General features: G+C 31.6%; 19 protein-coding genes. 9 read left to right on the top strand and 10 right to left on the bottom strand.

The genetic code is table 11. The features are described from left to right. Positions 1–92 precede the first annotated feature (92 nt). From LNQ49_RS01185 to LNQ49_RS01150, 8 genes are all read right to left on the bottom strand, one after another. Positions 93–683 (bottom strand): TetR/AcrR family transcriptional regulator, encoded by a 591-nt coding sequence (locus tag LNQ49_RS01185; RefSeq protein ID WP_229986967.1) that lies wholly within the window; start codon positions 681–683, stop codon positions 93–95. Between the two features lie 178 nt (positions 684–861). After that, complete coding sequence (locus tag LNQ49_RS01180; RefSeq protein ID WP_229986966.1) at positions 862–1,512, bottom strand: VOC family protein; 651 nt, start codon at positions 1,510–1,512, stop codon at positions 862–864. 149 nt (positions 1,513–1,661) lie between these two features. Further along, positions 1,662–2,420: a LytR/AlgR family response regulator transcription factor gene (locus LNQ49_RS01175; protein ID WP_229986965.1), complete on the bottom strand. Its 759-nt coding sequence runs from the start codon at positions 2,418–2,420 to the stop codon at positions 1,662–1,664. A 61-nt stretch (positions 2,421–2,481) separates the two neighbouring features. Continuing rightward, a complete protein-coding gene (locus LNQ49_RS01170; protein ID WP_229986964.1) occupies positions 2,482–3,801 on the bottom strand; it encodes a RagB/SusD family nutrient uptake outer membrane protein in 1,320 nt (439 codons plus the stop codon). Between the two features lie 10 nt (positions 3,802–3,811). Next, a complete protein-coding gene (locus tag LNQ49_RS01165) occupies positions 3,812–7,150 on the bottom strand; it encodes a SusC/RagA family TonB-linked outer membrane protein (protein WP_229986963.1) in 3,339 nt (1,112 codons plus the stop codon). Between the two features lie 24 nt (positions 7,151–7,174). Next, positions 7,175–9,778: a zinc-dependent metalloprotease gene (locus LNQ49_RS01160; RefSeq protein WP_229986962.1), complete on the bottom strand. Its 2,604-nt coding sequence runs from the start codon at positions 9,776–9,778 to the stop codon at positions 7,175–7,177. A gap of 105 nt (positions 9,779–9,883) precedes the next feature. Next, positions 9,884–11,446: a histidine kinase gene (locus LNQ49_RS01155; RefSeq protein ID WP_229986961.1), complete on the bottom strand. Its 1,563-nt coding sequence runs from the start codon at positions 11,444–11,446 to the stop codon at positions 9,884–9,886. Between the two features lie 147 nt (positions 11,447–11,593). Beyond that, positions 11,594–12,151, bottom strand: a complete 558-nt coding sequence (locus LNQ49_RS01150; RefSeq protein ID WP_229986960.1) for a GNAT family N-acetyltransferase — start codon at positions 12,149–12,151, stop codon at positions 11,594–11,596. Between the two features lie 806 nt (positions 12,152–12,957). On the opposite strand from LNQ49_RS01150, the gene LNQ49_RS01145 reads away from it, so the two are divergent. The 4 genes from LNQ49_RS01145 to LNQ49_RS01130 all read left to right on the top strand — a co-directional run bounded on the left by LNQ49_RS01145 (position 12,958) and on the right by LNQ49_RS01130 (position 17,292). Next, the gene (locus tag LNQ49_RS01145) at positions 12,958–14,598 is read left to right on the top strand and encodes a sensor histidine kinase (protein WP_229986959.1); all 1,641 of its coding nucleotides are present in this window, start codon (positions 12,958–12,960) and stop codon (positions 14,596–14,598) included. 74 nt (positions 14,599–14,672) lie between these two features. Continuing rightward, positions 14,673–15,323 carry a response regulator transcription factor gene (locus LNQ49_RS01140; protein WP_229986958.1) on the top strand — a complete coding sequence of 217 codons (651 nt, stop codon included), beginning with the start codon at positions 14,673–14,675 and terminating at the stop codon, positions 15,321–15,323. Between the two features lie 324 nt (positions 15,324–15,647). Then, the gene (locus LNQ49_RS01135; RefSeq protein WP_229986957.1) at positions 15,648–16,871 is read left to right on the top strand and encodes a sensor histidine kinase; all 1,224 of its coding nucleotides are present in this window, start codon (positions 15,648–15,650) and stop codon (positions 16,869–16,871) included. 49 nt (positions 16,872–16,920) lie between these two features. Further along, a complete protein-coding gene (locus tag LNQ49_RS01130; RefSeq protein WP_229986956.1) occupies positions 16,921–17,292 on the top strand; it encodes a YegP family protein in 372 nt (123 codons plus the stop codon). Between the two features lie 85 nt (positions 17,293–17,377). Here LNQ49_RS01130 and LNQ49_RS01125 read toward each other — a convergent pair whose 3' ends face one another. Beyond that, a complete protein-coding gene (locus LNQ49_RS01125; protein WP_229986955.1) occupies positions 17,378–17,554 on the bottom strand; it encodes a histone H1 in 177 nt (58 codons plus the stop codon). Positions 17,555–17,713: 159 nt separating this feature from the next. Continuing rightward, positions 17,714–18,739: an LLM class flavin-dependent oxidoreductase gene (locus LNQ49_RS01120; RefSeq protein ID WP_229991307.1), complete on the bottom strand. Its 1,026-nt coding sequence runs from the start codon at positions 18,737–18,739 to the stop codon at positions 17,714–17,716. A 224-nt stretch (positions 18,740–18,963) separates the two neighbouring features. Here LNQ49_RS01120 and LNQ49_RS01115 point away from each other — a divergent pair, with 224 nt between their 5' ends. The 5 genes from LNQ49_RS01115 to LNQ49_RS23195 all read left to right on the top strand — a co-directional run bounded on the left by LNQ49_RS01115 (position 18,964) and on the right by LNQ49_RS23195 (position 25,851). After that, positions 18,964–19,335: a hypothetical protein gene (locus LNQ49_RS01115; RefSeq protein WP_229986954.1), complete on the top strand. Its 372-nt coding sequence runs from the start codon at positions 18,964–18,966 to the stop codon at positions 19,333–19,335. Between the two features lie 393 nt (positions 19,336–19,728). After that, positions 19,729–21,774 carry a CTQ-dependent lysine 6-oxidase LodA gene (gene lodA / locus LNQ49_RS01110; protein WP_229986953.1) on the top strand — a complete coding sequence of 682 codons (2,046 nt, stop codon included), beginning with the start codon at positions 19,729–19,731 and terminating at the stop codon, positions 21,772–21,774. Next, positions 21,774–22,880, top strand: a complete 1,107-nt coding sequence (gene lodB / locus LNQ49_RS01105) for a lysine-epsilon-oxidase maturase LodB (RefSeq protein WP_229986952.1) — start codon at positions 21,774–21,776, stop codon at positions 22,878–22,880. The genes lodA and lodB overlap by 1 nt, the downstream gene beginning before the upstream one ends. A gap of 102 nt (positions 22,881–22,982) precedes the next feature. Next, positions 22,983–23,336: a DUF1622 domain-containing protein gene (locus LNQ49_RS01100; RefSeq protein ID WP_229986951.1), complete on the top strand. Its 354-nt coding sequence runs from the start codon at positions 22,983–22,985 to the stop codon at positions 23,334–23,336. 136 nt (positions 23,337–23,472) lie between these two features. Then, positions 23,473–25,851 (top strand): TonB-dependent receptor, encoded by a 2,379-nt coding sequence (locus LNQ49_RS23195; RefSeq protein ID WP_255680728.1) that lies wholly within the window; start codon positions 23,473–23,475, stop codon positions 25,849–25,851. Positions 25,852–25,932: the final 81 nt, after the last annotated feature.

Raw genomic sequence — 25,932 nt, 5'->3', positions numbered from 1 at the left:
ACCGATTGATATATTTTTGATTAAAAAAAAGAGTTTGTTTATTGTTATTTTATACCAATCGGTATATTTTGTTTTAAAAAAAAGGCTGAATTTTATTCTAAGCCTTCAATTATTTTATCTAATGAAATCATGATATCGGATAAGTTTTTAAGATTTCCCGTTACCTTACTAATCATTACGGCTCCTTCAATCATAGCGATAATTGTTAAGGCTGTTCTTTCAGAGTCAATAGACTTGGCTTTAAATTCTCCAGCAAGTATTCCTTGCTCAATATAAAAAACTAGTTTTTCTTTCCAAAAGTTTATGGCTCTTTCAACACTTCTTCTAAGAACCGGATGGGTATCATCGGCTTCGGTTGCAGTATTAAGAATAGGGCAGCCGCCTTGGGTTACTCTTAAATGATAATAGTCAGAATACAATCGGGGATATACTGATAGCTTTCCTTTGAAGGTCTTTTCTTTTTCTATTGCTTTGGCAAATGCATCTTGAAGTTTTTTTATATTGTACTTAAAAGCCGCAATGGCAACTTCATCTTTATTCTCAAAATTACCGTAAATGCTTCCCTTTGTAAGCCCAGTTGCATCGGTTATATCACTCATAGATGTACCACTGTATCCTTTCATATTAAAAATAGGAGCAGTTCTTTCTATTATAAATTGTTTTGTTCTAGCAGCTTTACTCATGATGTATTGAAATATAAAATACAAATATATACCAATCGGTATAATTAAACTGCGTTTTTTATATTATTTTTTTAGTTTTAATATTATAAGTTACGAAGTGCAATGTAGTAGTGAGAGATTTCATGGGGAAATGTATTTTATTTCCCCATGAAAATAAGGCTTTATGATTCGGGAACGACTAAAAATTTAATTCGGTGATTTTATTGTTGTTGGTCAATCGAACTGCAGTTTTATTGCTCTCAGAAGGAGTTTGTGTAGGGTACCAGTTACGATTAGGTTTTACTATGATTAGTAGCCCTTCATCATCACCAATGGCAGCAAAAACATCGCTATTGGCATTTTTGCTAAAGAAACTTAACTCATGTTTATTGATTAAATCTTGTCCTAATACCAATGGTTGTTCGTGTACAATACCTATTTCGCTAATATTAAGTATTGATTTTGTATCAAATGGCTCTGTTTGTGAATTATTCAGATCATGTCTCGCAATGAATTCTAATAAGTTACCATTGTTGTCATAAAAATAAACTGCATTGGCATTCCAGGCTTCAAACCTAGTAATTACATTTTGGTCGTCAATACGAATTAAATCAATTTTGTTTTCACACCATTTTATAGCCTCATCTAGTTTATTATTAGGAATATTAAAAGCTAGATGATAAATAGAATTAAAACTTTTATTCTCAACAAGTTTTAACATTGATGTACCTATTTGAAAAGAGACGGTTGTTGAATTATTCTCTACAATTTTAAAACCTAAAGTTTGGGTATAAAACTGAATAGTCTTTGGAATATCATTGGTTTGGATTTCTACGTGTTCTAATTTCATATCTATATTTATTATGTAAAGATTTACGGCTTAAATCTTTACCGTTTTTGTAAATATAAGGAAATAAAGCGGTACCATTAAAGGGAAGTTAATTGTAACCCTCTATAGGAGAATCATAATTTATTATACTTCTGTTAAAATTACCTCAGTTACGAATCGAGCCAATTTTTAAAGTTATTAATTTCTTTTTTACTCAAGATAATCGGATCTGTATCTGGCATGGTTATGTTTAATAGCAATTCAATTTTTTGACTAGAATGCTTAATAATTTCTTGAATGTGATTTCGGTTTAAAATATATTTTCGATTTACTTTAAAGAATAGGGTAGGGTCAAGTTTATTGATTAGCTCTTTTAGATTGCTATTGTAAAAATAGCTATTGCCAGAGTTTGTATAAATAAAAAGATGTTTTCCTGTAGCGTAAAAATAAGCAATGCTTTGGTCGTTTACAGAAATAAGTTTATCCCTGTGATTTACCAAAAAATGATGTTGAACGTTGGTTTGATTTTCAAGTGCAACAAGTGATTCAACTATTGGATTGGGATTGAATGTTTCTTTTATATTTTTATATTTCGCTAAGGCTTCAAGTAACTCTTCTTCCTCGTAGGGTTTAAGAAGATAGTCGATTGTAAAATGTTTAAAAACTTTTACAGCATAAGAGTCATAAGCAGTAATAAAAATTACAGGGCATGAAATAGTAGTTTTTTCAAAAATATCAAGGCTTTTACCATCTCCAAGATGAATATCCATGAAAGCAAGATCTACAGTGTTTTCTTTGAAAAAGGCAACCGCATCTTTCACTGATTTTATCAAAGTTATTTTACTTATAGTAATTATACTTTGCTGTTCCAGAATTGATTTTAGATAACTTGAAGCTAGATGTTCGTCTTCAATAATTACTATTTTCATTTATCCTTATTTTTTTGCAAAGTTAAAAAAAAAGCTCCGTTAAAAAACGGAGCTAATTAATTTACAATTCTGGATTGTTTAACCTTGCATCTAATGGGAAAGGTAACGTATATCTCGGATCGTTTTGGATCAAAGTATAAGTCTTGCCAGCCAGTGTATGCAAGATTTGTTTTTGAGTAGTTCTTCTTAAATCAAACCAACGGTGCCCTTCAATGGCAAACTCACGTTGTCTTTCTTGGTATACAAAATCAAGAAGATCTGTTTGATTCATAGCACTAATCTTTGTGCTCAATTGAGCGAAACCTGTGGTATTATATCGGGTTTTAATGAAATTCAATATAGTTGTTCTTGCAGTTGCAAGGTCATTTAATTGTACAGAAGTTTCTGCTTTGGTCAAATACAATTCGGCAGTTCTAAATGTACTTTTTTGATTTAACTCTCCACCTTTTTTAAATACAAATTTGCTGCCGCTTACTTGAAAATACAATTTAAAACGCAAGTCATTTGTCTTGTCGTATACGTCTGTTAAAGTAGGAGCTGCATAAGCTGATCTTTTTATTTTATTTTCAAACGTTTCTTCAAGTGCCATTATTGATTCTTTTGTATCATAATTATTTGGCAAAATAGGAGTAACATTTAAGTCAACCAAAGAATTGTTAATTGACATTGCTTTATCAGCTGCCTGTAGCGCTTTATCCCATTGTTTTTGGTACAAGTATACACGAGACTCCATTGTATACAATGCTGCTTTAGAAAAACGATAGTTAAGTCCTTTGGCTTGAGTATCTAGGTTTAGTAATTTTTTTGCAGCTTCTTTATCCGAATGAATTTGAGCATAAATAACTGATACGCTTTCTGGAATATAGGCTTGTTCTAAATCTATCTTTAATGCCAATGGAACACCTCTGTCTGAACCTGCAGTTGTTGCATCGTATTGTTTCCCGAATAAGTTAACTAAATCAAAATAAGCAAGGGCTCTTAGTGCGTATGCTTCTCCAACCAATTGATCTTTTTCTGGTGAAGCTTCCAGTTTATTACTAGCTTCATTAATGATTACATTGGTATAAAAAATACAATTGTATAATCCTGCGTAAGGAAATTTTGTAGAAATAAGATCTGGATTTGCATCATTCCACATATAGTTATCCTTATAGAATGCAAAATCATTACTCTCCTCTTCAAGAAGCATTTCATCTCCTCTTAAAGCAGTAAGTGATTTATGCAAAGGAAAAGTAGAATATCCTTTAGTAAGAACCGCTCTAAATTCTGTAAGTGTTTCAGGAATTACTTTACCCACTGGTTTTACGTCAAGGTAATCATCACAGCTTGAAGCTACTAACGCAGCTACAAAAAGGAATAGGTATTTTGATATATTTTTCATCTTAAATTAATTAAAAAGTTATGTTACATCCTAATGTTAATGATTTAGGGATAGGCTGCGCGTAGATATTTCCATAAGTCTCTGGGTCAAAATATCCTTTGTAGTCTGAGCTAATAACAAATAAATTTCTTCCTTCAATACTGAATCTGATACTATCAACAAACATTTTTTGGATTGATTTTTTTGGTAAAGTATATCCGAAACGTAAACTACTTAATCTCATATAACTCATTTCATGTACCCAAGTATCTAAATATTTATTGGTATTTATTGAATTTCCACCAGAATACCAATTATGCGCCATCCAAGAATCACCAGTACCTGAATTTTTGCTCACAATTCCTGGTAGGTTCGATCCAGTATTGTTAGGTGACCAAGCATTTAAGATGTCTGTTGTAAAGTTTTGTCCACGATCAACCAATGTTCCATTGTATGGAGGTGTTTCAACAACAGTTTGCTTAATATTAAAAGTGGTTGCGACTGTAATATCAAAATCATGAATTTTGAAAGTATTGGTAAAACCACCAGTAAATTTAGGATCTAAATCTCCAGCATAGGTAAATAAATCTCTTATCCCTTTAGCATCAAGTTTAGATTGTGAGAATTCTCCAGGTATAATTTCTGCTAAAGCATCGTATAATTGGAAGAATGTTTGTGTGTTTACAGTTTCTCCATTTTTATTTACAAATAATGGATATCCATTCTCATCTATTCCAGCTGTTTTTAAAGCAAATACTGCTCTCACAGGGTATCCTTCTATTGACGGGGTAAGAGTGTTTTCTCTTATTTGCATACGATCAACATTGCTCTTATTGTGTGAGAAATTGATATTAGTTGTCCATTTAAAATTTGGACGATCAATATTTTTAGTTGCCATTGCAATCTCAAAACCTTTATTAGAAACTTGCGCCCAGTTTAAGGTAGTGAATTCAAATCCGTTTTCAACAGGAAGTGATTGAACACCAATTAAATCACTACTTTTTCTTCCGTATACATCAGTAACGATACTAATACGATTGTTGAATAAACCTAGATCCATACCAAAGTTGGTATTTTCTGTTTTTTCCCATCTTAATTTATCGTTTGGAGGGCTTAATATTGTAATGGTAGATTCAGATTGTCCTGGTAAAAGAGTTGTATTACCATATTCTCCTACAACAAACGGAGACGTTCCTTTGTCTATATTCCCTTGTAGTCCATAAGAAGCACGTAATCTTAAGTTAGATACTGTTTCATTACCTTTTAGGAAATCCTCTTCAGACACTAACCATGAAGCAGAAGCTGCCCAAAGTGGTAAATATTTGTATTTTGGATCTACACCAAATAAGTCAGAACCATCATAACGAACACTTCCGAAAAAGGTGTATTTTCTATCATAGGTATAAGATGCTGTTGCAAAAAAGGAAGCAAATGCATTTTCATTTTCAGACTTTTTATAGGCTCTATAAGCAGGTCGGTTTGCAATCTCTGCGTTAGGGAAAATTATTTGAGTAGAAGTTAATGTTTTTCTATCGTATCCAAATGCTTTGGTTGCAATACTAGTGTTGTAATTTCTTCTCAATTCACTTCCTGCCATAACTTCCAACTCGTGTTTCTCATTGATAACAGTCGAATAGTTTAACATTGTTTTCCAGTTGTATTGAAAAAAGTCAGTATTATTATTTTGGATAATTCCTCCTAACGGTAGAAAGTAACTTTGGGTACCATTGCTAAATCTAAGTGATTTTTCTCTTTCTTTTCTAGTGTAATAAGTGTCTTTATCTGCAAATTTTTCACTAGATGTGTTGTCAAATTGTAAACCAAATTGGGTACTTGCTTTTAGCCCTTTTGTAATTCTGTAATCTATATCAAGTATAGCTTTAATGGCTCTGTTTTTTAATTCGTAAGATGAATTTTCTCTCTCTTCAATAAAGTTAAAAGGTAAATAAGTTTCAGAATAACCACTAATATCTTTATCGTAGTTATAACTTCCATCAGCATTATATGGTGTTAAATATGGATTTACTGATCTTGAGTAATTTGCTGGATTTGTAAATCCGTCTGTGTCTGTTATGTATGATTTTGTTTTACTTTCAGATCCAAATAATCCAATACCAATATTTAATTTATCGGTAACTTCAAAATTATTTTTTAAAGTAATATTGTATCTGTCGTATCCAGTACCAATTGTAGCACCTTCTTCATTATAAGCTCCTAAAGAGAAGTAATAATCAGATTTTTCACCACCACCAGAAAAACTTACACCATATTGCGTGTTTATAGCGGTTTGGTATAATAGATTACCCCAATTCGTATTGTTATTTCTTAAGTTATTAATAGAATTCTGAGTGTCAGATGACAATGCAGAAAAGCCTCCAGTTCTATAAGCTCCTAATTCATTAGCTTGATTTAAGATACGAGTAACTTCTCCGCCACTGTCTCTATATGTTAAGTCAGATCGACCAGCTAATCCTAATTCTAGATCTACTTTTTGAGATGAGTTTAAAAGATTTAATTTTGAAAAATCTGGTTTTTGAGTAACAAAAGTATTAGCAGTAAAGTTTACTTTCATGCTTCCCTTTTTACCTTTTTTTGTAGTAACAACAATGACTCCATTTGCAGCTCTAGCACCATAAATGGCAGTAGCAGCAGCATCTTTTAAGATTGTAATATCTTTAATATCATCAGGATTTAAACCCGCAATAGAGAAGTTATTTAATTCATCTATATTGTCTTTATCAAAGTTCTTAGGAACATCATTGCTTTCTAATGGCAAACCATCTAACACCCATAACGGATCTTGTGAGCCAGAAATCGACGCTGTACCACGTACTCTAATTTTTGCAATGGCACCTGGAGCTCCTGTAGCTTGAGTTACAGCAACACCAGCAACTTGACCTACTAACAATTGATCCAAACTGGCAACACCCGCTTGTTGTATGTCGGCCATATTAACTTTGGCTACAGCCGAAGTTAATTTTCTTTTTTCAATTTTTTGGTAACCAGTTACAACAACTTCTTTAAGTTCGCTTAAGTCAGCTTTTAAAGAAATGCTATAACTTTTTTGAGATGTGATGTTAATGGTGTACGATTGGTACCCCATGAAGGTTACACGTACGCTAGTCGTGTTCTTGTCTATTTTCAATTCAAAATTACCATCAAAATCGGTAACAGTTCCAATACTAGCGCTTTCGATAACACCTTTTTGGTTTGTACTGTTTGAGACCGAACTGTTTTCAACATAAACTGTTGCACCTGGTATAGGTAATTTGTCTTGATAATCAATTACTTTTCCAGTAATTGTACGAGTTTCTTGTGCATACCCGACAACGGTCAGGAATAAGCTCAAGATGTAAATTAATTTTTTCATTTCTGGTTTAATTAGGATAAAGGTTTATAGTGTGGTATTTAAAGCTTTCTCTATTCGTTGAATTAAATCAAAATAATGGTTTTGTGTTTCTTGATTTCCAATATTTTTCTTAGTTCTTAATAATTGTAATATTTGTCTTAATTCTCCTTTTTTATCAGATGTAACTTCTGAAACTCTTTTAAGAGAGGATTGATTGATATTGCGTGCCATTCTTGATTCATCTAAATGATTACATAAATGAGGAATGTTTAAATTCTGTTGTATTTCAATAATTTTCTTGCCATCTGTTTTCTCAAAAAGTTTGTTTGTAGAAACAATAAGCACATCGATATAATTCTTTTGTGTCATACGCTCCATAATCGTTAACGATTTATTTTGAATTGTAGGAGCAAAAATATTCTGACGTAGTGTTTTAAATAATTGTGTTACTGTAAACACATTTTCTTTAGCTCCATTACGTTGAAATAATTCATTTTCAGTAATTCGCAATAAACGATCATCACTAAGCATACTGTATAAAATACCGTATTGTAATTCTCTTGCTAGGGTATAAGGAGTATATTCGTATGGTCCAAGAGGAGAATCTTTTAAAGGATTTGTTTTATCTAATATTGGATTAAAAAACAACCATTCTGGAATAGTGATACTATTTTTTAATAAATAGGCTACAGCTCTTTTTTGAATTGAAGCTGGAACTGGTATATAACTTGCTTTGTTATCACCGTGAACAGTTGTGTTTAGGTAGATACCTCCAAGATTATTTAATACGTGTCTGTTATAAAGTTGCCATTGTCCTATTGTACCAATATAAAGTTTACCTGTTTCGTAGTAAGATTCGTCTTTATCATACGTCCAGTCTAAAATATTATTTACAACACGTTTTAAGTTTTTAAGCCCGTATTCACTTGCTTTCATTGCATCGTTTCCTAAATCTTCCGATTGTGAACGTGGATCTATTGTACTATCACCATCTTGTTGTTCTCCATAAAAATAAATTGGATCATCTTGGTGTTTTGTAATTAAGCTATTTAAAGCGGTATGCTCTTCTTTTTCTTCTGGATACCATCTGTATCCCCATTCGATAGCATATTTATCATATTCACCAATTTTTGGTGTAATAGCTTCTACATGATCTTCTGGTTGTGCGATATAATTGTAACGAGCATAATCCATGATTGATGGAGCTGTTCCACCCATTTTTGCTGTAAAATCTTTAGAACGAAGAGATTCAACATCATAAGCAAATGAAGATCCCATATTGTGTTTTAAACCAAAAGTATGTCCAACTTCATGAGAAGAAACAAATCGGATAGCCTCACCCATATGTTCGTCGCTAAATTTATTCCCTCTAGCTTTAGGGTCAATTACACCAGTTTGAATACGCATCCAGCTGTGTAATGAAGTCATTACGTTATGCCACCAGATAATGTCTGATTCAATTATTTCACCGCTTCTAGGATCAACAACTGCAGGTCCCATAGCATTCGATTTTGGAGAAGCTACATAAGTAATTACTGAGTAACGTACATCATCGATATCAAAATCTGTATCTTCTTCAGTAGGTTCTTTTGCAATAACTGCATTTTTAAATCCAGCTTTTTCAAAAGCTACTTGCCAGTCACGAACACCCTCTATAATATAAGAACGCCATTGTTTTGGTGTAGATGGATCAATATAATAAACGATAGGTTTTTTTGGTTCAACCAATTCTCCTCTACGGTATTTTTCAATGTCTTCTTTTTTAGGCTCTAATCTCCAACGAGTAATTAATTCCTTTTCACGCATTGCGTGTTGAGCGTCACTAAAATACCAGTGTTTTTCAGTGAAATATCCAATACGTTTATCTGAAAAACGAGGTTGCATAGGTACCTTGTCTAATAAAATAATATTGCTAGTTACTCCAAGTGTAACCGATAGGGCAGGACCACCACCTTCACTTACTGAGGTCGTAAGCTGTGATTTAACAACTATATTTTTAGGAAAAGATTTTGCAAACTCTATATAAGACAGTTCCGATTTAACAGAACCACCAAATCCAATGCTACTTAAAATATCATTGAAGCTTTTTTGTTTTCCGTCAAAAACTTTATTTGCTTTTATTACAACCGCAGTTGAATCATTGTTTTTTGTTTCAATATCAAAAACCTCTATAATAGATTCTGAAAAATTATTATTAACAGAAGCTGTTATTGCATCATCTTTAGGAGAAGAAACGCTAGGAACAGATGATTTTACCCATACTTTTTTAGCTACAAGGTCTTTATGGAAAGTGATTATCTTATTCTCATAATTCATTCCTTTGTTTAGTCCAGCCTCATTAACTTGCATTGGGACATTCGAAATTTTATTTACCACAAGAAACTCTCTTTGAAAAAGAGAATCATTTATTTCAAGATAAAGATCAGTTTTAACTTGTATGATGTTAAATAATCCTTTTTTAACAGTAGCATCTTTTATTAGGTCATTATATTTTTTCCCTTTTTTGTTGCTAGTAGAATCTTTAACTTGTTCTGTTTTTTCTTTTTTACTTTTTCTGTCTTTTTTCTGCGCAATAATTGTACTACTACCTATTAATAATAGTAGTAAAAATGTGTTTTGTAAATTTTTCAATAATGCCTTTTCCCTCATTTGAAGTTAAGTTTAGGTTAATTTTTCGCCTAAAATATTCTATCCGTTACGTTAAAAAAAACAAAAAAGGAGTGAGTGGCTTTTTTTTGGGAGTGAATGCTTTTTTTATTCAATTAAGGGTAAAATACAGACAAAAAATTCATCCGTTTTAAATACCTCAAAATCGTTTTTTGAATAATAACTATAAATGCTCTTTAAATACTTATGACCGAATTTAGACTCTTTCTCGAAGTTTTGCTTTTCGTTTAGATTATTGGTAATAACTACCTTGTTTTTTTGAATTATGATTGTTATTTTTAACGGATTTTCATCAGAAGCAATATTGTGTTTAATAGCATTTTCTATGGCAATTTGGAAGGATAAATAAGGAACTTTCTTAGATAAAACACTATTATCTTCAATCGTGATTGCAAAATCAAATTCATCTTTGTATCGCGTTTGTTGTAAAAAAATGTATTTTTCTATAAAAAGGAGTTCTTCTTGTAGAGTTACAATATTCTCTTCAGGCGGATTAATTAAATAGCGATAGATTTTAGATAGATTCAAAGTAAATTTACGTGCTACTTTAGTATTGCTATCAATGAGCATATAAAGAGAATTTAAAGAATTAAATAAAAAATGTGGATTTATTTGTTCTTTTAATTGGTTCAATTGAATCAATGCTTTTTCTTTCTTTATTTTTTCATTCTCTAAGAGTAATTTGTTTTTCTCTTTCGATAAGGCTTCTTTTTCCTGAAAGCTTTTACGTTTAACAGTGGTGAATAAGTAAAAGAATAAAATCAGGATTATAGTTGTAATCAAGTAAATTAAGGTTGCATATTTTTTTATGTCATTCACATCTTCCCTTGAAATTTTTTCAGGAAAATTAACAGATATGTACCAGTTAGTATCTTTTACGTTCAACTTTTTAGTGTATCTAAAAAAGTCGATTCCTATATACCCAGAAAGCACTGTTCTCTTCGTAAATTTCTCAGGAGTATTAAAAATAGTATCTGATAGAGCTGAATTTTCAATTTTAAAAGTATTCCCCTTTAAAAAATTTACTTCAGGATGATAAAGAATAGTTCCTGTATGATCAAAAACAAAAGAATAGTTTGCAGCTGTTTGATCAATAGTTAAGAAATAGGATTGTAAGGCCTTTAAATCAATATCATAACCGTACCGAACTATGGCTCCATCTAAGGTAGGGTGCTTAAAATAAATACGCCAAAAAAAGTTTTGAGAGTCTTTAATGATAGTATTAAGCTCGTTTTTTTCTCCATTTTTGGCTATAAAATCTTTGATGCTAGTTGTTAAATTGGTATTGATTTTAGAATCTGTGAATTCAATTTTACCTTCATTTATCTGAAACCAATTGTTTTTTACAATACTATTATTAATATGTACTGCACTTAAAACTTTTAGATTATTCGATAAATTTTTTGGGGTACTAATTTCGATAACTTGAGCTATTTCTTTCTGAATATCAAGAAAGCGCGTAAACTCCTTAGCAACAACATCTTGCTTTTGAAGGAAGTTGCGTTGTGCTGTACTAGAATTGGTTTTTTCGGTTATATCTGTAATTAAATTGCTTAATATGTAAATAGAAAACAAAGTAAGGATGATGAATACAATTCCTAGAATAAAAAAGTTACGTCCCGAAAGGCTATTTTTAAAATTAAATTTCAATGGTATTTCTTAAAAATAAGGAACATGAAGTCCTTATTATAATGTGGTATTATTAATTTTTGCGCAAAGATAGTTTTTTTATTTACTTCCTTTTTTAGACTTTATAAAACGTATCTATCAATGTATCAGTTAAATCTATATATTTTTTTACCCTTTTATTTGAAGGTGTTCCAAGGTATTTCCAACAAAAGTTTTGCTTCCTACTGGTTTAAAACCTAATTTTAAATATAATTTTTTAGCATTTGAATTGCCTTCATCTACAAGCAAACCTAAAGTTTGTTTATTTTTGGTTACGTATTCGTCTATCAAAAATTGTAATAGTTTAGAGCCTATCCCTTTTCCTTGACATTTAGGACTTACCCCTAATGTATCGATATAGAATTCTCCTTTTTGTGTTTCATCCTCAGGATTAAAGTCTTTATTATAATGTGTTCTAACATATTGCGCTATAGGCTCTCTCAAGAGGTGTAATTTGGCCCCATCATATATATTTACAGCTGCAATAATTTCATTATCTTCTTCTACAACAAAGCAATTTTGATAAGAATATTGGTTGTTTTCTTTTTCTATAAAGTGTATTAAAAACTCTTTGGCTTTATTATTGTCTTCTTCACCTATGAAGTTATACACTATATCTTCCATTGCCAACAGTAAATACGTTGCAATATCGTTTGAATCCTTTATAGTTGCTTTTCTAATTATCATCACCAATTTTTTATCGTTTCGGCAAAAATACCTTAAACTAGTAGATATACCAAAATCAGGCAGCTATATTAAGTTTTATTTGGGTTTTTCGGAGGAAATTAATTTCATCTGCAATTTTGAAATAAAATCGTCAGGCAGGAATTGCTAATTTTCATTTTTTACTTACTTGTATTATTCTCTTAAAAATGTCGGAATTAAATGAAGTATTTAAGAAAATAGAGACTTTTTAAATAAAAATTTTTGCAAAATTTGTAGGGATAGTTTTTTTTATTTTAAATTGCAATCCTATTCTTATTTTTATAGGATAAAAAATGGTAACTTGTAGAATAAGTTCTAGAGTATGATTATCTAATGTTCTACATAATGATAAGTTTTAGCGGTTTATTTCTAAAATAAATAATTAAAATACGTAAATTGTATGAGCATTTTTATTTTATCGTTTAATTAAAAGACCTTCCCCAAATCTCTTTTAAATAGTTGTTCTTGTTTTAGTTTGGTATTAATTTTTGTGTAAAAAAGGGGGCTATCAATTAAGCTTAATTTTTTTTAATTGTAAGTCATAATTTAATATTTTAAAAAAAGCATTATCTATTTTAAATTGTAGTACATGATACTACATCAAAAACCTATATTAAAAACAGTTATTATGAGTTATTATTTTTTTGACTCATGTTTTATCTTAATAAATATATATTTTGATTGAAAAGAATTTGATAAGCAATAGATTTAGTTTTACAAAACTAAAATTTGAACATAGAAAAGTAATTCATTATACTTTGCTGGCATTTGTTATTCTTTTACAAATCATGGCAGTCATAATTTGGCATAATGAAACTACGAATGAGACAAAAATGTCGAAATTCTTTGAATCAATAACTAATTTAGGGAACCTAAAGCAACTCACTAATGAGATTAATGATTCATTTATTAATTCTCAAAAACATTACAATCATTATATAAGTAATAAGGATGAAGCTTCGTTGAATAAGTATTCTGCTTCATTAATCGAGACTGGTGAATTGGTTGATAAGTTAAATAATGCTACTGAAAAGAATATAGAGTTTAAAAATGTTCTATTAGAGAAGAGTAAGTCAGAGTTAGGAATTTTAGCTCTAAAATCGACTATTGACTCTATTATTAATTTACAGACTGAACCTAATAATAAGGAGATTTCAAATTTATTAGATTTTAAAAAGTTTGAATACAAGAAAATTCTTGACAGTATAAAAACGGATTCTTATATAAAAGTGGATAGCGTATCTCGAAAAGGTCTTTTTTCTAGGCTGGGTGATGCACTTGCAGGAAAAACAGAAATACAAAAAGAACAGTTGAAAATCATTGTAACTATGAAGTATAATGATAAACTTGTCTCTGGAAGTATTGAAGACCAAATTGCAAATGTCTTTATGACCACCAATAAATATTATGAAAAACAATTTAATAATTTAAAAAAGACATTTTCAAAATTAAGAGATCAAGATTTAAAGCTAACAGAACTTAATAATAAGCTATTAAATCTTAGCGCTACCGTATTGCCTAATTATACCAAACCAATTAATGCGCTTCAAGCTGATTCTCAAAAGAAATTAGAGAATCAATACAAGTCTAATGTAACAGTTCGAAATTATACCTTATTAGGATTAATATTATTGATGTTCATTGTATCTATAATCCTTTTTAGTTTTACTAGAATGGCATTTGAGTATGAGAAAAGATTAACTACAGCTCAGAATCAGATCCGTCAGAGTTTAAGTTTTAAGAACAGAATTATGGGGATGATTAGTCATGAAATTAGGTCTCCTTTAAGTATAATTTCTATGTATAGTAAGAAGATAAGTTCTTCTGTTCAAGATGTTGAAATTAAAGATACTTTCAAGTCTATTCAATTTACGACTAATTCGTTACTACTCTTATCAAATCAAATTTTAGAATATTCTAAAGTAGAAAATTATGAGCTTACGCTTAAGAATAAAAATTTTCATTTAAAAACTGAAATAAACCAAATCATTAGTTCGTTATCATCATTGGTAGAAACTAAAGGAAACAAAATAAAAGTGAAGTCCAATCTAAATTCCGATTGCGAAGTTTATTCTGATGCGACAAAAATTCATCAACTTTTTTATAATATAGTTGGGAACGCAAATAAATTTACAGAAAACGGACTCATATCAATTAATATTGATCTCGAGAAAAATTCGGATTATGAGTATAATTTAAAAATAGAAATTCAGGATAGTGGAGCTGGTATCCCCGAGAAGGATTTGAAGAATATATTTGAGTTGTATTATCAAGGAGCCGTTTCTAATAAAATGAATGACTTAGGAGTTGGTTTAGGACTAAACCTATGTAAAGAAATAGTTGAATTATTTGATGGAGAAATAAATATTGAAAGTGAAGAAGGAAAAGGCACAAAAGTTGTATTCAATCTGATATTAAGCCCAGCTTAAAATCCAACAGTAATGAACATTGTTTTTTATTGAAGAAGTAATAAGCAGGTTTGTAATAATTTAATTTATAAACAATGAATGCATCAAATAGCTATAGTTTTTTAATTGCCGACGACCATGTTGTAGTGCGTCAGGGAGTTAATCTAGTTCTTAAAGAGCTGTTCTTAGGTGCAACGGTTTACAAGGCAGCAACTTTTAATGATACTTTTAAAATTTTAAAAGAAGTTAAAATAGATTTATTGATTTTGGATGTAAACTTTCCAGATGGCAATAGCATAAATATTTTGGCAGAAATCAAGGCAATCCAGCCTGATGTAAAAATATTGATATTTTCTGCCTTAGAAGAAAGCATCTACGCCATGAGATATTTGAATGCTGGAGCATCGGGGTATTTAACCAAAGAAAGTTCAGAAGATGAAATGAAGTTAGCAATAAACTCAATGATCTCATCTGGAAAATACATGACTCAAAATATAAAAGATAAAATACTGGATTCTTATATTTCTAAAAAACCCAGCAATCCATTAGAAGCATTATCGAATCGGGAGATGGAAGTAGCTCGTTTGTTTGTTAAAGGATATGGTAATCTAGAGATATTAGAATTATTAAAGATTAAGAAAACTACTGTTAGCACCTATAAAAACAGAATTTTTGAAAAATTAGAAGTCGACAACTTGGCCGAACTCATAAAGATATTTCAATTATATCATGATGAAACTTTATAGGTTTCATATTCATTACTATATTTTATCGACATAAATGTTTTAAAAAGTGAGGGCTATAATTCCCTCACTTTTTTTTTCGCCTGTAACAAAGCACATTACTAGATTATATCCTGTAGTACTAGTTCTATAGTAAGTTGTTTTTTGTACTATAAAGTATTGATTTCATTGGTAGTATATTTGTAATGAACATAAAGAGGTAATTATATATTGATATTTATTTCTATGTTTTTTGATTCTAGAAACATCAAATGTTGATTTTGTGAAAATTTATTTTGACCTGCAGTCATTTTAAATTTAGTGTTAATTAGTTTAGAAATATATGATATGGGATTTGATTTTTATAAAAGGGATAGTTCTAATGCTATAAATAATTTTCGCCCAAAATCTCGTGAAGACAGAGTACCTGCCTTTTCTGGAAAATTTTTTAATGTATCAGAATTACAGGCTCAAGAACTAAAGCTAAAAGTTTTGGAAGAACGCTTTCAGTTTGCTCTTGAAGCTTCAAATACTGGAGTATGGGATTGGAATATTAAAACAAATACAGTTTTTTATTCATCACAATCTTTTAAAATACTGGAAATAAATTCAGCAGATATTTTTGATAATCCAGAACGCTGGGATGAAATAGTGCATCCAGATGATTTAGAAGAATATTATGCTGCTATTAATGAGCATTTTGAAAAGGAAACACCTTTTTATGAAAATTTCCATAGAGTATTAACTTCTAGCGGAAGATACAAATGGATTTTAGATAGAGGTGAAGTAATAGAGCGTGATAGTAATGGCAAACCATTACGTGTTATAGGAACACATACGGACATTACAGCTCAAAAGGAAAAAGAATTAGAATTGGTTAAAACCATGAAGCTCTACAGCGAAAAGAATAGCCAATTGTTGAATTTTTCGCATATAGTAGCTCACAATTTAAATTCGCATGTTGGGAATTTAAAATTGCTTTTAGATATGATTGATTCTGAAAATAAAAGCATGGAGGATAGTGAGGCTTTTGGTTATTTGAGAACAGTATCTAATGATTTAAACAAAACAATTACAGATTTATCTCAAATAGTAAACATTCAGAATAATGTGAATATAGTTGTTAAGCCTTTAAACTTAAATAATTATTTGAAGAAAGTACTGGATGTTGTTAGTGCATATAATTATAGAGATTTAGGTACAATTATAAATAATATTCCAAAGGATGCAACGATAAATTTTAATCCTGCTTATCTAGAAAGTGTCTTATTGAATTTTTGTACTAATGCGATTAAATATGCACATCCAGATAGAGATTTAATAATTGAGTTTAATTTCTTTATCGAGAAAGGGAAAAAAGTATTTACTATAACTGACAATGGGTTAGGTATAGATTTAAAAAAACACGGGCATTTGTTATTTGGAATGTACAAGACATTTCATAAACATGAAGATGCACATGGTATTGGTTTATATATTACAAAAAACCAGATAGAATCAATGAATGGAGCTGTAAGCGTTGAAAGTGCAGTTGGGGTGGGAAGTACGTTTACAGTGACATTCAATGATTAAAAATGGCAGAATAACGATTAAAAATATAATACATAATTAATTTTAAAGAATGGAAAAATTTGTAATTACAAAAAATGCAAATGATGAGTTTCAATTTTATTTTATTGATAAAAATGAAGATATAATCTTAAGAAGTAGCGGATACACAAGAAAATTTATGTGCGAAAAAGGGGTTGAATCTGTAAAAACGAATTCGCAGGATAGCAACAAATTCTTCAAAAAAACAATTTCAGATGATAAGGTTTATTTCAATTTGAAGGCTTTTAACGGGAAAATTATTGGAATGAGTAAGATGTATGAGGACAGAATTTCACGTGATAAAGGGATGGAATTCTTAAGAGAAAAAGCTCCTGATGCCCCGATTGAAGATCAAACTAAGTCATCTGAAAAACTTATAAAAACATCTTCTTTAGTTTGTTAATATTTAATTGGTTAGATATACTTACCTAAACATGAAGATTAAAGCCCCCTAGGAAATCCTAGGGGGCTTTTAATTGAGAATAAAATTATTTTTTTGATTCTTCTACAGAAACTTTTCTGAATTCTTTTAATAGTTTCTCTAATTCAAGAGTTGATTTACGAGCTCTAGGACCAGCTGCTTTCACACCTTTCTCAACTAGTGATTCATATTCAGTTTTAAATGTTTCGAATTCTGTTGCGATTTTGGCGAATAAGTCGTTCATAATAATGCTTTATTTAATTAAGAGCGCAAAAGTAAAATTTTGTGTGTAACAATTAAATAATTTGCTGTTAAAATCATCATTTTTTTTTCAATGTACTATTCTGACTTAAATCGTAGCTGAAAAAGCACGCAAATAAGCAGGTCAAAATTGTTTATAGTATCATTCAGCCTTTCTGATTAATGGGATAACCTTTGTTCCAATCAATTCTATTGCATTCATTAATTGTGAATGTGTAAGTCCAGCATTATCCATTTGAAAAGTAAACCTCGAAATCCCACCAAGTGCTTCACTATGTCTTACTATTTTTTCTGCTACTTGTTCAGGATTACCCACTACTAAAACACCTTTTGTATCAATAAGGCCATCAAACTGTGCTTTTGTTACTGGTGGCCAACCACGTTCTTTTCCTAATTTGGTCCAGAGCTCGGCATATCCAGGATAATAGTCAGCAATTGTTTTATCAGTTGTACTACCTACATAACCTGGTGAATGTAATCCTACTTTAAGTTCTTTTGGGGCATATCCAGCAGCTTGACCTGCCTCGCGGTACAAATCGATCAGTGGGCGGAAGCGATGTGTTTGTCCTCCAATAACAGCTACCATAAGAGGTAGTCCGAGTGTTCCTGCTCTAACAAATGATTCTGGAGTTCCGCCAACACCCAACCATATTGGTAATTTTTCTTGTAATGCTCGTGGATAAATAGGGAGATTATTTAATGCTGGACGGAATTTCCCCGACCAAGTTACAAACTCATTATCTCGAATTTGTAGCAATAGCTCTAGTTTTTCTTTGAACAATTGATCATAATCATTGAGATTAAACCCAAAGAGGGGATAGGCCTCTACAGATGACCCACGTCCTACAACAATCTCAGCTCTTCCCTTAGAGATTAAATCTAGCGTAGCAAAACTTTGATATAGTCGTACCGGATCAGCAGCACTTAAAACACTTACAGCGCTGGTTAACCGAATTGTATTTGTCTTTGCAGCTGCTGCGGCAAGTATAACTGTTGTAGCTGAGTCTAAAAATTCCTTTTTATGATGCTCACCTATACCAAATACGTCGAGACCAACTTGATCTGCTAGTTCAATTCTTTGTAGTAATTGCTCCATTGCATCTACGCTACTTAGCGTATTGTTATCCCCGTACATTGCCGAGGCAAAACTATCTATTCCTATTTCCATCATAGTAGTAAAGATACTAAAATTTGCCTAGTTATTATGGCAACGCTTTTTAAGTATTAGCCAGTATTAATTATACTTATCTATAAAATTTGCTTTGAATTTCAACAGATAAACAAAATTAGAATATGCTGTATTGTTTCTACTATGGCATAATATTTGTTTTTTGAGTTAGCAAGGATAGTTCCTTACAAACTACTAGTTATAATTAATAAAATATTATATAAATGAGAAAAGTAAAATTAGCTGGCGCAATTATGATTGCAGCCTTAGCCATTAGTTCTTGTAAAAATGATTCTAAAGAAACAAAACTTGATAAAGATTCAACAAGTATAGAGAGTACTGAAGCGATTACTTCAGCAGAAATTATTACTGATACTGTTACTAACAGTGAAGGAATTCAATTGATTACAAACTTTGATAATGAAAAAGGTACGCTGACTATTGATCTAAGTGGTGAAAAAATTGAAATGGTTCAAGATACTACGGCTTCTGGGGTTAAGGCTCATAACGATAAATACGAGTATACAAATTGGCACGGAGAGACTCAACTTAAAAAAGATGGAAAAGTTATCTTTTTTACTAAAGATAAAGAATAAGTTTACTTCAATAATTTAGCTATCAATTTGATTGCTATTTAAAAATAGTACTGTCCAAAAAAAGCAAATGGAATTTAGGTAACAACCTAGATTCCATTTTTTTTATGTGTTATTTGAATTTCAATGTCTTATCATAATTTATTAAAAATATAAAATGAGCCAGATGGGTGTAATTCGGTTTTATATTACTATGTGGTTAAATTTTTAGAAATCAATACTTCCTTAAAATCAGGTGTTTTTACCTACACGCAGACGGAATTTATTCTATAAGTTTACTTAGGTACAGTAAGTTATTCCTCTTGTTGTATAAACCCAAATATACTATAACACTTAATTTAATCAGAAATGATTAAGGCGAAACCGAAAAGCCTAATGAGTAGGGTATTTCTAAAAATGAACTTAACTTTACATCCATCAGTGGGGATAGCCAGACTAGGTAACAGCACCACAGAAATTTGTTTATCTCCAACAGAGATAGGAGGTTTGCCTTATGATGCAGATAACGAAGGCAATGTGATTGGTCCGATCTCGCAGTTTAAAGATTCGGTAGGTCGCGTAAAAAGACAAGGGCAACCGTTTACAATTTGCAATGAAAAAGGAGAAGAACTAACTTTAGATTCTCCAAATGTTGCTTCGATTCATTGGACAGTACACCTTGCGAGCAAAAAAGCAGAATGGTATCAGTATTCTGAACTTCAAGGGAATCTTTTGTATGGAGGAGAAAATAGTTATGAAAATCAGGGTATTCCTTTGCGTAACCCTGATATTACAGGTGAAAATAGGAAAACCTTATTTATTGATCCAGGACCTCGTAGTGTTTCAGGAAAGCTTCAATCTATAGGTTTTAATAAAGAAAATGCGCCTGTGGGCTATCCAATCCAGTATCCAAATGAATCGGGAGTTACTTATGGCGTAGCAATTAAAACACTTGGTGATTTATTGACTGATAAATCTGGAAGACTTGTTGTATTAGGAGGTTATGGAAACGCTGGCGGGAAGGAACCACTTACTAGTTATGGAGGTTCAAACACTTGGCATGATGATATTTCAGATGGTCCAGTATATTGTACTGTTACGTTTACTGATGGTTCTTCGGTTGAGTTGAATGCGTGGGTAGTTGTGGGTTCACCCGATTTTGCTCCAGAAATTGTAAATATTTCCAATTTGAGTGATACCATGTTTGATGTTGCTGTACAAAATTTTAATCTTGTACCAGAAATGTGCAATAATGGTGTTTGGAATAAAAAATACGATGCGAATTTTCAACGAGATATTTTGCCAATTATTAATAGAATCAGTAGATATCAATGGGTTGCCAATGTTCAGCCTATGATGGCTTTTGCGAGTAATGCTTTTGATTATTCAGATCCATCGGATGAAAATCGAGACAACCGTCAGGTTTATTACTCTTATTTCAGACAAGCAGATGCCCAGCCACCACAGCCAAATTATCTACCGCAGGAAGAACTTTTTAAAATGGATGGAGATAACAGGTTTCCGATGATGCCAATTAATTCGGGAAGTAATTCTGTTAGTAATGAAAATATCATGAAGTTTATGGCGCTTAGCGACACCCAATTGTTTTTATTGGAGCAATGGGCAAATGGACATTTTACAAATAGCAAAAATTTTGATCCTTATCCGGTGAACCATAGAGATACGGCGAGTATAGGAAATTGCGTTGGACTTCCTATGTGTCCTGGAATTGAAGTGACGTGGAGTTTGCAAAACCCAGTGCTTTATGAAGCTCCATTTGTTATTAAAAGATTTAAAGATGAGAAATATTATTTTATACACGGATTAACACCAACACGTGACGAATGTGAAGGCGGAGGTTGTGAACCAGGTGATTTGACGAAAAGAATGGCATGTCCGTGGCAAGCAGATTTCTTTCAATGTACGATACAATACATCAACTTTTCTGATCCATCGAAAAATAAAACTACTGATGATGATGGTAATTCCGTTCCGTTGCCTCCAGCATATTATAGCTATTGGTGGCCACCACAAAGTCCTTGGGATGTGCTGGTTGGTGAATTTACTGCTGAAGGACAAGCAAAAAACAATGTTCCTGCAGGACAGCAAATGAATTACGCCAGAGGCATCAACAGTTTTACTCAAATGGTTGAATTTTGGTATTCGCTTGGTTTTATCAGGGACGTCAATTCAAATAGTAAAAGCTATCCGTACTTGGTGGAAACTGAGCGAAACAATGAGCTATTTACTTATAAAGACTGGCATGTTGGGAATATTAGCAACAATATGGCTGATAATGAAACGACAATTCCTGTATTTTTTATAGAGCCTAATAAAGATAAGGTTAAGAAAAGAAGCTTAAAAGGAGCACTTTTTGTAAATTATCTTGAAGAAAAAGCATTTAAACCTATAGATACAGTTGGTATACTTAAGCCTAGAGCGGGATCAAGAAATAGGAGATAATGGTAAAAAACATCCAAACAGATGTGCTCATTGTTGGTGCAGGGCCAGCTGGAATTGCGGCTGCAATGAGCATTTTACGTTATTCAGCATTAAAGGTTGTGATTGTTGAAAGTTCATCATTTGATAATCTGAAGGTAGGGGAACAGGTTAGTAGCAGTATTTTCGATATTTTATCTTACATCGGAGTAACTAAACAAGACTTCGATAAAGATTGTTTTATTAATGGTTATGGTTCTTTGGCTGCATGGGGAAGTGAGAATATTGTGTCAAGGCATTCGATGTTTTTATCAAATGGCGAAAATTTTCAGCTAGATAGGGAAAAATTCGATTTACAATTGGTTAAAATGGCAGCGGATGCAGGGATACAGGTTATACCACGAAGCCGTTGTCATGAGTTCAACCAAAATGCTGAAGGTCATTGGGAAATAAAAGTGAAGCACGAGACCAAAGGAGAACTGCTTATAGAATCGCGGTATCTTATTGATGCGACTGGGCGACAGTCTAGTATTTGCAGGCAATTGGATATAAAGACGGTAAAACATGACCAGCTCGTTGGAATAGGAACGTTTGTTACTTTTGAATCTGAAGTTCGAATGATGCAGGAAATTTATATGGAAACCGTCAAAGAAGGTTGGTGGTATTGTTCTGCTTTGCCGAATTCATTGATGAACATCACATTTTTTACTGATGCAGACATTGCAAAAGAGTTGAAATTACAAAAAAAAGAAAACTGGAATCGGTTGCTTTCTGAAACTAAACATATCAAGCAGATTATAAAAAATGCAGTTTCGAGTGAAAATTTATGGACCAGAAATGCTTTTTCACAACTTATCGAAAACCATCAACACCCTAATTTTTTTGCGATTGGCGATGCGGCTGTAGCGTTTGATCCGATATCATCAATGGGAATTGGTTTTGCACTGACTTCCGGTTGTAGCGGTGCAAAAGCATTACTTGATACTGATAATGGAACTAAAACAGCACCAATGCTCTATTGGAATGACCTGCAACATATTTTTGATCAATATCTTGAACTTAAAAATCAATTTTATGCTAAAGAATTGCGATGGAAAGAGTTGCCATTTTGGTCTCGGAGGCATTTGTAAATTACTATAATTAAACAAATCTTTACGAGTAATGATGATATAAATTGATATGGATTAATTTACTTATATTAGTCTTGTTAATATATTGAAAATTAGACTAAAATGGAGGATATTAAAGTTTACATTGAATATGTAGCAAAGGGAATTGAAATAGCAGGTATTCTCACAATCATTGTTGGAACTGTATTAGCAATGGGGAAATTTATTTTTACAATGCAGGGTGTGGTTCCTCGTTCCTACAAAATACTCAGGCAAGAACTTGGTAAAGGCATTCTATTAGGTTTAGAAATTTTAGTAGCCGGTGACATTATTGGTACTGTTGTTACTGAACCTACAATGGACCGTGTTCTTTCGTTAGCCGTAATTGTGTTAATTAGGACATTTTTGAGTTTGTCATTAGAAGTAGAAATTGAGGGTAAATTCCCGTGGCAAAAGGGGAGAGATTTAACTGATTAAGACGATTTTAAATTGTGTTTAAAATTATGTAGAATAGTTCTAAATAATTTTTGTTAAGGGATTATTAATATTTACATTTGCACTGATTTTTATTTAGAACAAATAAAATCAGATAACTAACCAAATATAAAAATTAATGAAATATCACAATCTCAAAACGACACAGTTCGTATTAATAATTGGTTTCCTATTTTCATTCCTTATTTCTTTTGCTCAACAAAACCAAGGAAAAATCAGAGGACAAATAACAACTTCTAACGGGAAGCCCGTTGCAGGAGTGAATATTATTCTTAAAGTTTCAAAATTTAGCACTACTACTAGTGCTGATGGAAGTTTTAAATTTGATAAAGTTAATAGCAATATTTACACGATACAAGCATCTTTAAAAGGATACCAAACAATAGAACAGGAGGTAAGTGTATCAAATAATGGAACAACTACTCTTAGTTTATTGTTAAAAGCTTCTGGCAAGAATCAAGCACAGAACAGATCTCAGCTTGATGAAATAATTGTTTCAGCTAGCAGAAAGGTTGAAACCTTATCAAAAACACCTTCGTCAGTAACAGTTATTAATGCCAAGGATATAGATAATTTATCAATAGTAAGTCCAAATATTGCTAATGTTGTGGCGTATGCAGTTCCAGGATTAGGATCTGCAACTAACAACACTGGAAATTATGGTCAAACTCTTAGAGGAAGAAATCCTTTGGTTCTTATTGATGGAATTCCACAATCTACTCCTTTAAAATCTGCTGGTAGAGAACTACGTTCTATTGATCCTTCGGTTATTGAACGTATTGAAGTTATCAAAGGAGCTACTGCTATTTATGGTAATGGTGCTGATGGTGGTTTAATAAATTACATTACTAAATCAGGAAAAACAGATAAAAAATTTGCTGGATATAGTGAAGCTGGTACTAATGGTAATATCAAAGGAGATAGCGTTATTGGGTACAGACTTTTGCAACAGTTTTATGGAAAAATCAAGAAGTTTAATTATTTCGTTGGTGGAGTTTATGAAAAGACAGGTGTTTTCCGTGATGCTGATGGTGAAGTTATCTCTCCTGAATATGGTTTAGGTGAAACTAAAACGTATAATGTTTTCACTAAATTGGGCTATGACTTTACAGACAAACAAAGAATTGATTTGATGTATAATTATTTTAGTTCTAATCAAGATTCAGACTTTGTACTTAAAAATGGAGTTTATGGTGTAAGCCCTGCAATTGGTGTACTAGGAAATAGACTTGGTGCTGATGAAGGAACTCGTTATAATCACAATATCAACTTACAATACATAAACAAACAAATTTTTGGAAGAACTAATTTAACAGCTAACTTGTATTTTCAAGATTTCTTGACGATTTTTTCTAATTCTGCCTTTTTCTATGGTTCAGGACAGTCTCAAACAGCATCTACCAAAAAAGGATTAAGAGTTTACTTAAACACACCATTTGTAATTTCTTCAAATGTTTCTGGTGATGTTACTTATGGTTTTGATTTGCTTAACGACAAAACAAATCAAAAACTAGTTGATGGTAGAGTTTGGGTTCCAAATATTGATATGGTTAACCTTGCGCCTTATGCACAATTATCAACTCAACTATTTGATGATTGGACTATAAAAGCAGGCTTACGTGCAGAAAACATCAAAATAAACATCGATGATTACAATACGCTTGCTACTGGTGCAAACGGAGCTGGAAGTGTTGCTGTAAAAGGTGGTGAACTTAATTATGAAGCATTTGTTGTTAATGCTGGTTTAAGATATTCTAAATATAAATTCTTTAACCCTTTTATCAGTTTCTCTCAAGCATTTTCAATATTCGATTTAGGCAGAGTGCTTACTGGTGCAAAACAAGATGCAATATCAAAACTAGAAACAGAACCGATTATCGTTAATAACTACGAAGGTGGATTTAGTAGTCAATTAGGAAAATTAAATCTTAGCGCTGCTTATTACTATAGTACTTCAAAATTAGGTACTAACTTAATTCAAGTAGATGGTTTATTACTTGCTGAACGTTTACCAGAACGTGTATGGGGCTATGAAGTTCAATTGGATTACCAATTAATTAAAGAACTTACCATAGGAGGAAATTATGCTTATGTACAGGGTAGAGGAGATAAAGATGGAGACGGTCATTTTTATGGTGACAATGATATTTATCTAAAATCGAATAGAATTCCTCCAGTTAAAATGACTGGTTATGCAAAATTTGGAAACGAAAGATTAAATGTTGAAGTGTATTGGATGTATGTAGGTGATCGAGATTACTTTAAACCTAATGCCAAAGGAGCTTATGCTATTGGCGAAGGACCAATTAAATCATTTAACCTATGGAACTTGGCTACAGCATATAAAGTAACAAGTCAGATTAGAGTGAAACTTGGTATTGAAAATCTTCTTAATACATCATATTATACTACAACTTCTCAATTTTATGGTACTAATGCCAATTATACAAGAGGAAATGGTTCAAGATTTAATTTAGCTGTTGGTTATAGCTTCTAAGAGAACCACATAAGTAATAGAAAAAAGGTTTCTGATAGTATATCAGAAACCTTTTTCTTTTTAAAGACCTCGAGTATTTAA

The organism is Flavobacterium pisciphilum (genome assembly GCF_020905345.1).
Taxonomy (GTDB): Bacteria; Bacteroidota; Bacteroidia; order Flavobacteriales; family Flavobacteriaceae; genus Flavobacterium; species Flavobacterium pisciphilum.
This window is presented reverse-complemented; position numbering and strand designations above follow the sequence as displayed.

What these genes read in the sequence shown, in the direction of transcription:
- LNQ49_RS01185 (WP_229986967.1), bottom strand. Translation starts at nt 683, where the DNA reads ATGAGTAAAGCTGCTAGAACAAAACAATTTATAATAGAAAGAACTGCT.
- LNQ49_RS01180 (WP_229986966.1), bottom strand. Translation starts at nt 1,512, where the DNA reads ATGAAATTAGAACACGTAGAAATCCAAACCAATGATATTCCAAAGACT.
- LNQ49_RS01175 (WP_229986965.1), bottom strand. Translation starts at nt 2,420, where the DNA reads ATGAAAATAGTAATTATTGAAGACGAACATCTAGCTTCAAGTTATCTA.
- LNQ49_RS01170 (WP_229986964.1), bottom strand. Translation starts at nt 3,801, where the DNA reads ATGAAAAATATATCAAAATACCTATTCCTTTTTGTAGCTGCGTTAGTA.
- LNQ49_RS01165 (WP_229986963.1), bottom strand. Translation starts at nt 7,150, where the DNA reads ATGAAAAAATTAATTTACATCTTGAGCTTATTCCTGACCGTTGTCGGG.
- LNQ49_RS01160 (WP_229986962.1), bottom strand. Translation starts at nt 9,778, where the DNA reads ATGAGGGAAAAGGCATTATTGAAAAATTTACAAAACACATTTTTACTA.
- LNQ49_RS01150 (WP_229986960.1), bottom strand. Translation starts at nt 12,151, where the DNA reads ATGATAATTAGAAAAGCAACTATAAAGGATTCAAACGATATTGCAACG.
- LNQ49_RS01145 (WP_229986959.1), top strand. Translation starts at nt 12,958, where the DNA reads ATGGCAGTCATAATTTGGCATAATGAAACTACGAATGAGACAAAAATG.
- LNQ49_RS01140 (WP_229986958.1), top strand. Translation starts at nt 14,673, where the DNA reads ATGAATGCATCAAATAGCTATAGTTTTTTAATTGCCGACGACCATGTT.
- LNQ49_RS01135 (WP_229986957.1), top strand. Translation starts at nt 15,648, where the DNA reads ATGGGATTTGATTTTTATAAAAGGGATAGTTCTAATGCTATAAATAAT.
- LNQ49_RS01130 (WP_229986956.1), top strand. Translation starts at nt 16,921, where the DNA reads ATGGAAAAATTTGTAATTACAAAAAATGCAAATGATGAGTTTCAATTT.
- LNQ49_RS01125 (WP_229986955.1), bottom strand. Translation starts at nt 17,554, where the DNA reads ATGAACGACTTATTCGCCAAAATCGCAACAGAATTCGAAACATTTAAA.
- LNQ49_RS01120 (WP_229991307.1), bottom strand. Translation starts at nt 18,739, where the DNA reads ATGGAAATAGGAATAGATAGTTTTGCCTCGGCAATGTACGGGGATAAC.
- LNQ49_RS01115 (WP_229986954.1), top strand. Translation starts at nt 18,964, where the DNA reads ATGAGAAAAGTAAAATTAGCTGGCGCAATTATGATTGCAGCCTTAGCC.
- lodA (WP_229986953.1), top strand. Translation starts at nt 19,729, where the DNA reads ATGAACTTAACTTTACATCCATCAGTGGGGATAGCCAGACTAGGTAAC.
- lodB (WP_229986952.1), top strand. Translation starts at nt 21,774, where the DNA reads ATGGTAAAAAACATCCAAACAGATGTGCTCATTGTTGGTGCAGGGCCA.
- LNQ49_RS01100 (WP_229986951.1), top strand. Translation starts at nt 22,983, where the DNA reads ATGGAGGATATTAAAGTTTACATTGAATATGTAGCAAAGGGAATTGAA.
- LNQ49_RS23195 (WP_255680728.1), top strand. Translation starts at nt 23,473, where the DNA reads ATGAAATATCACAATCTCAAAACGACACAGTTCGTATTAATAATTGGT.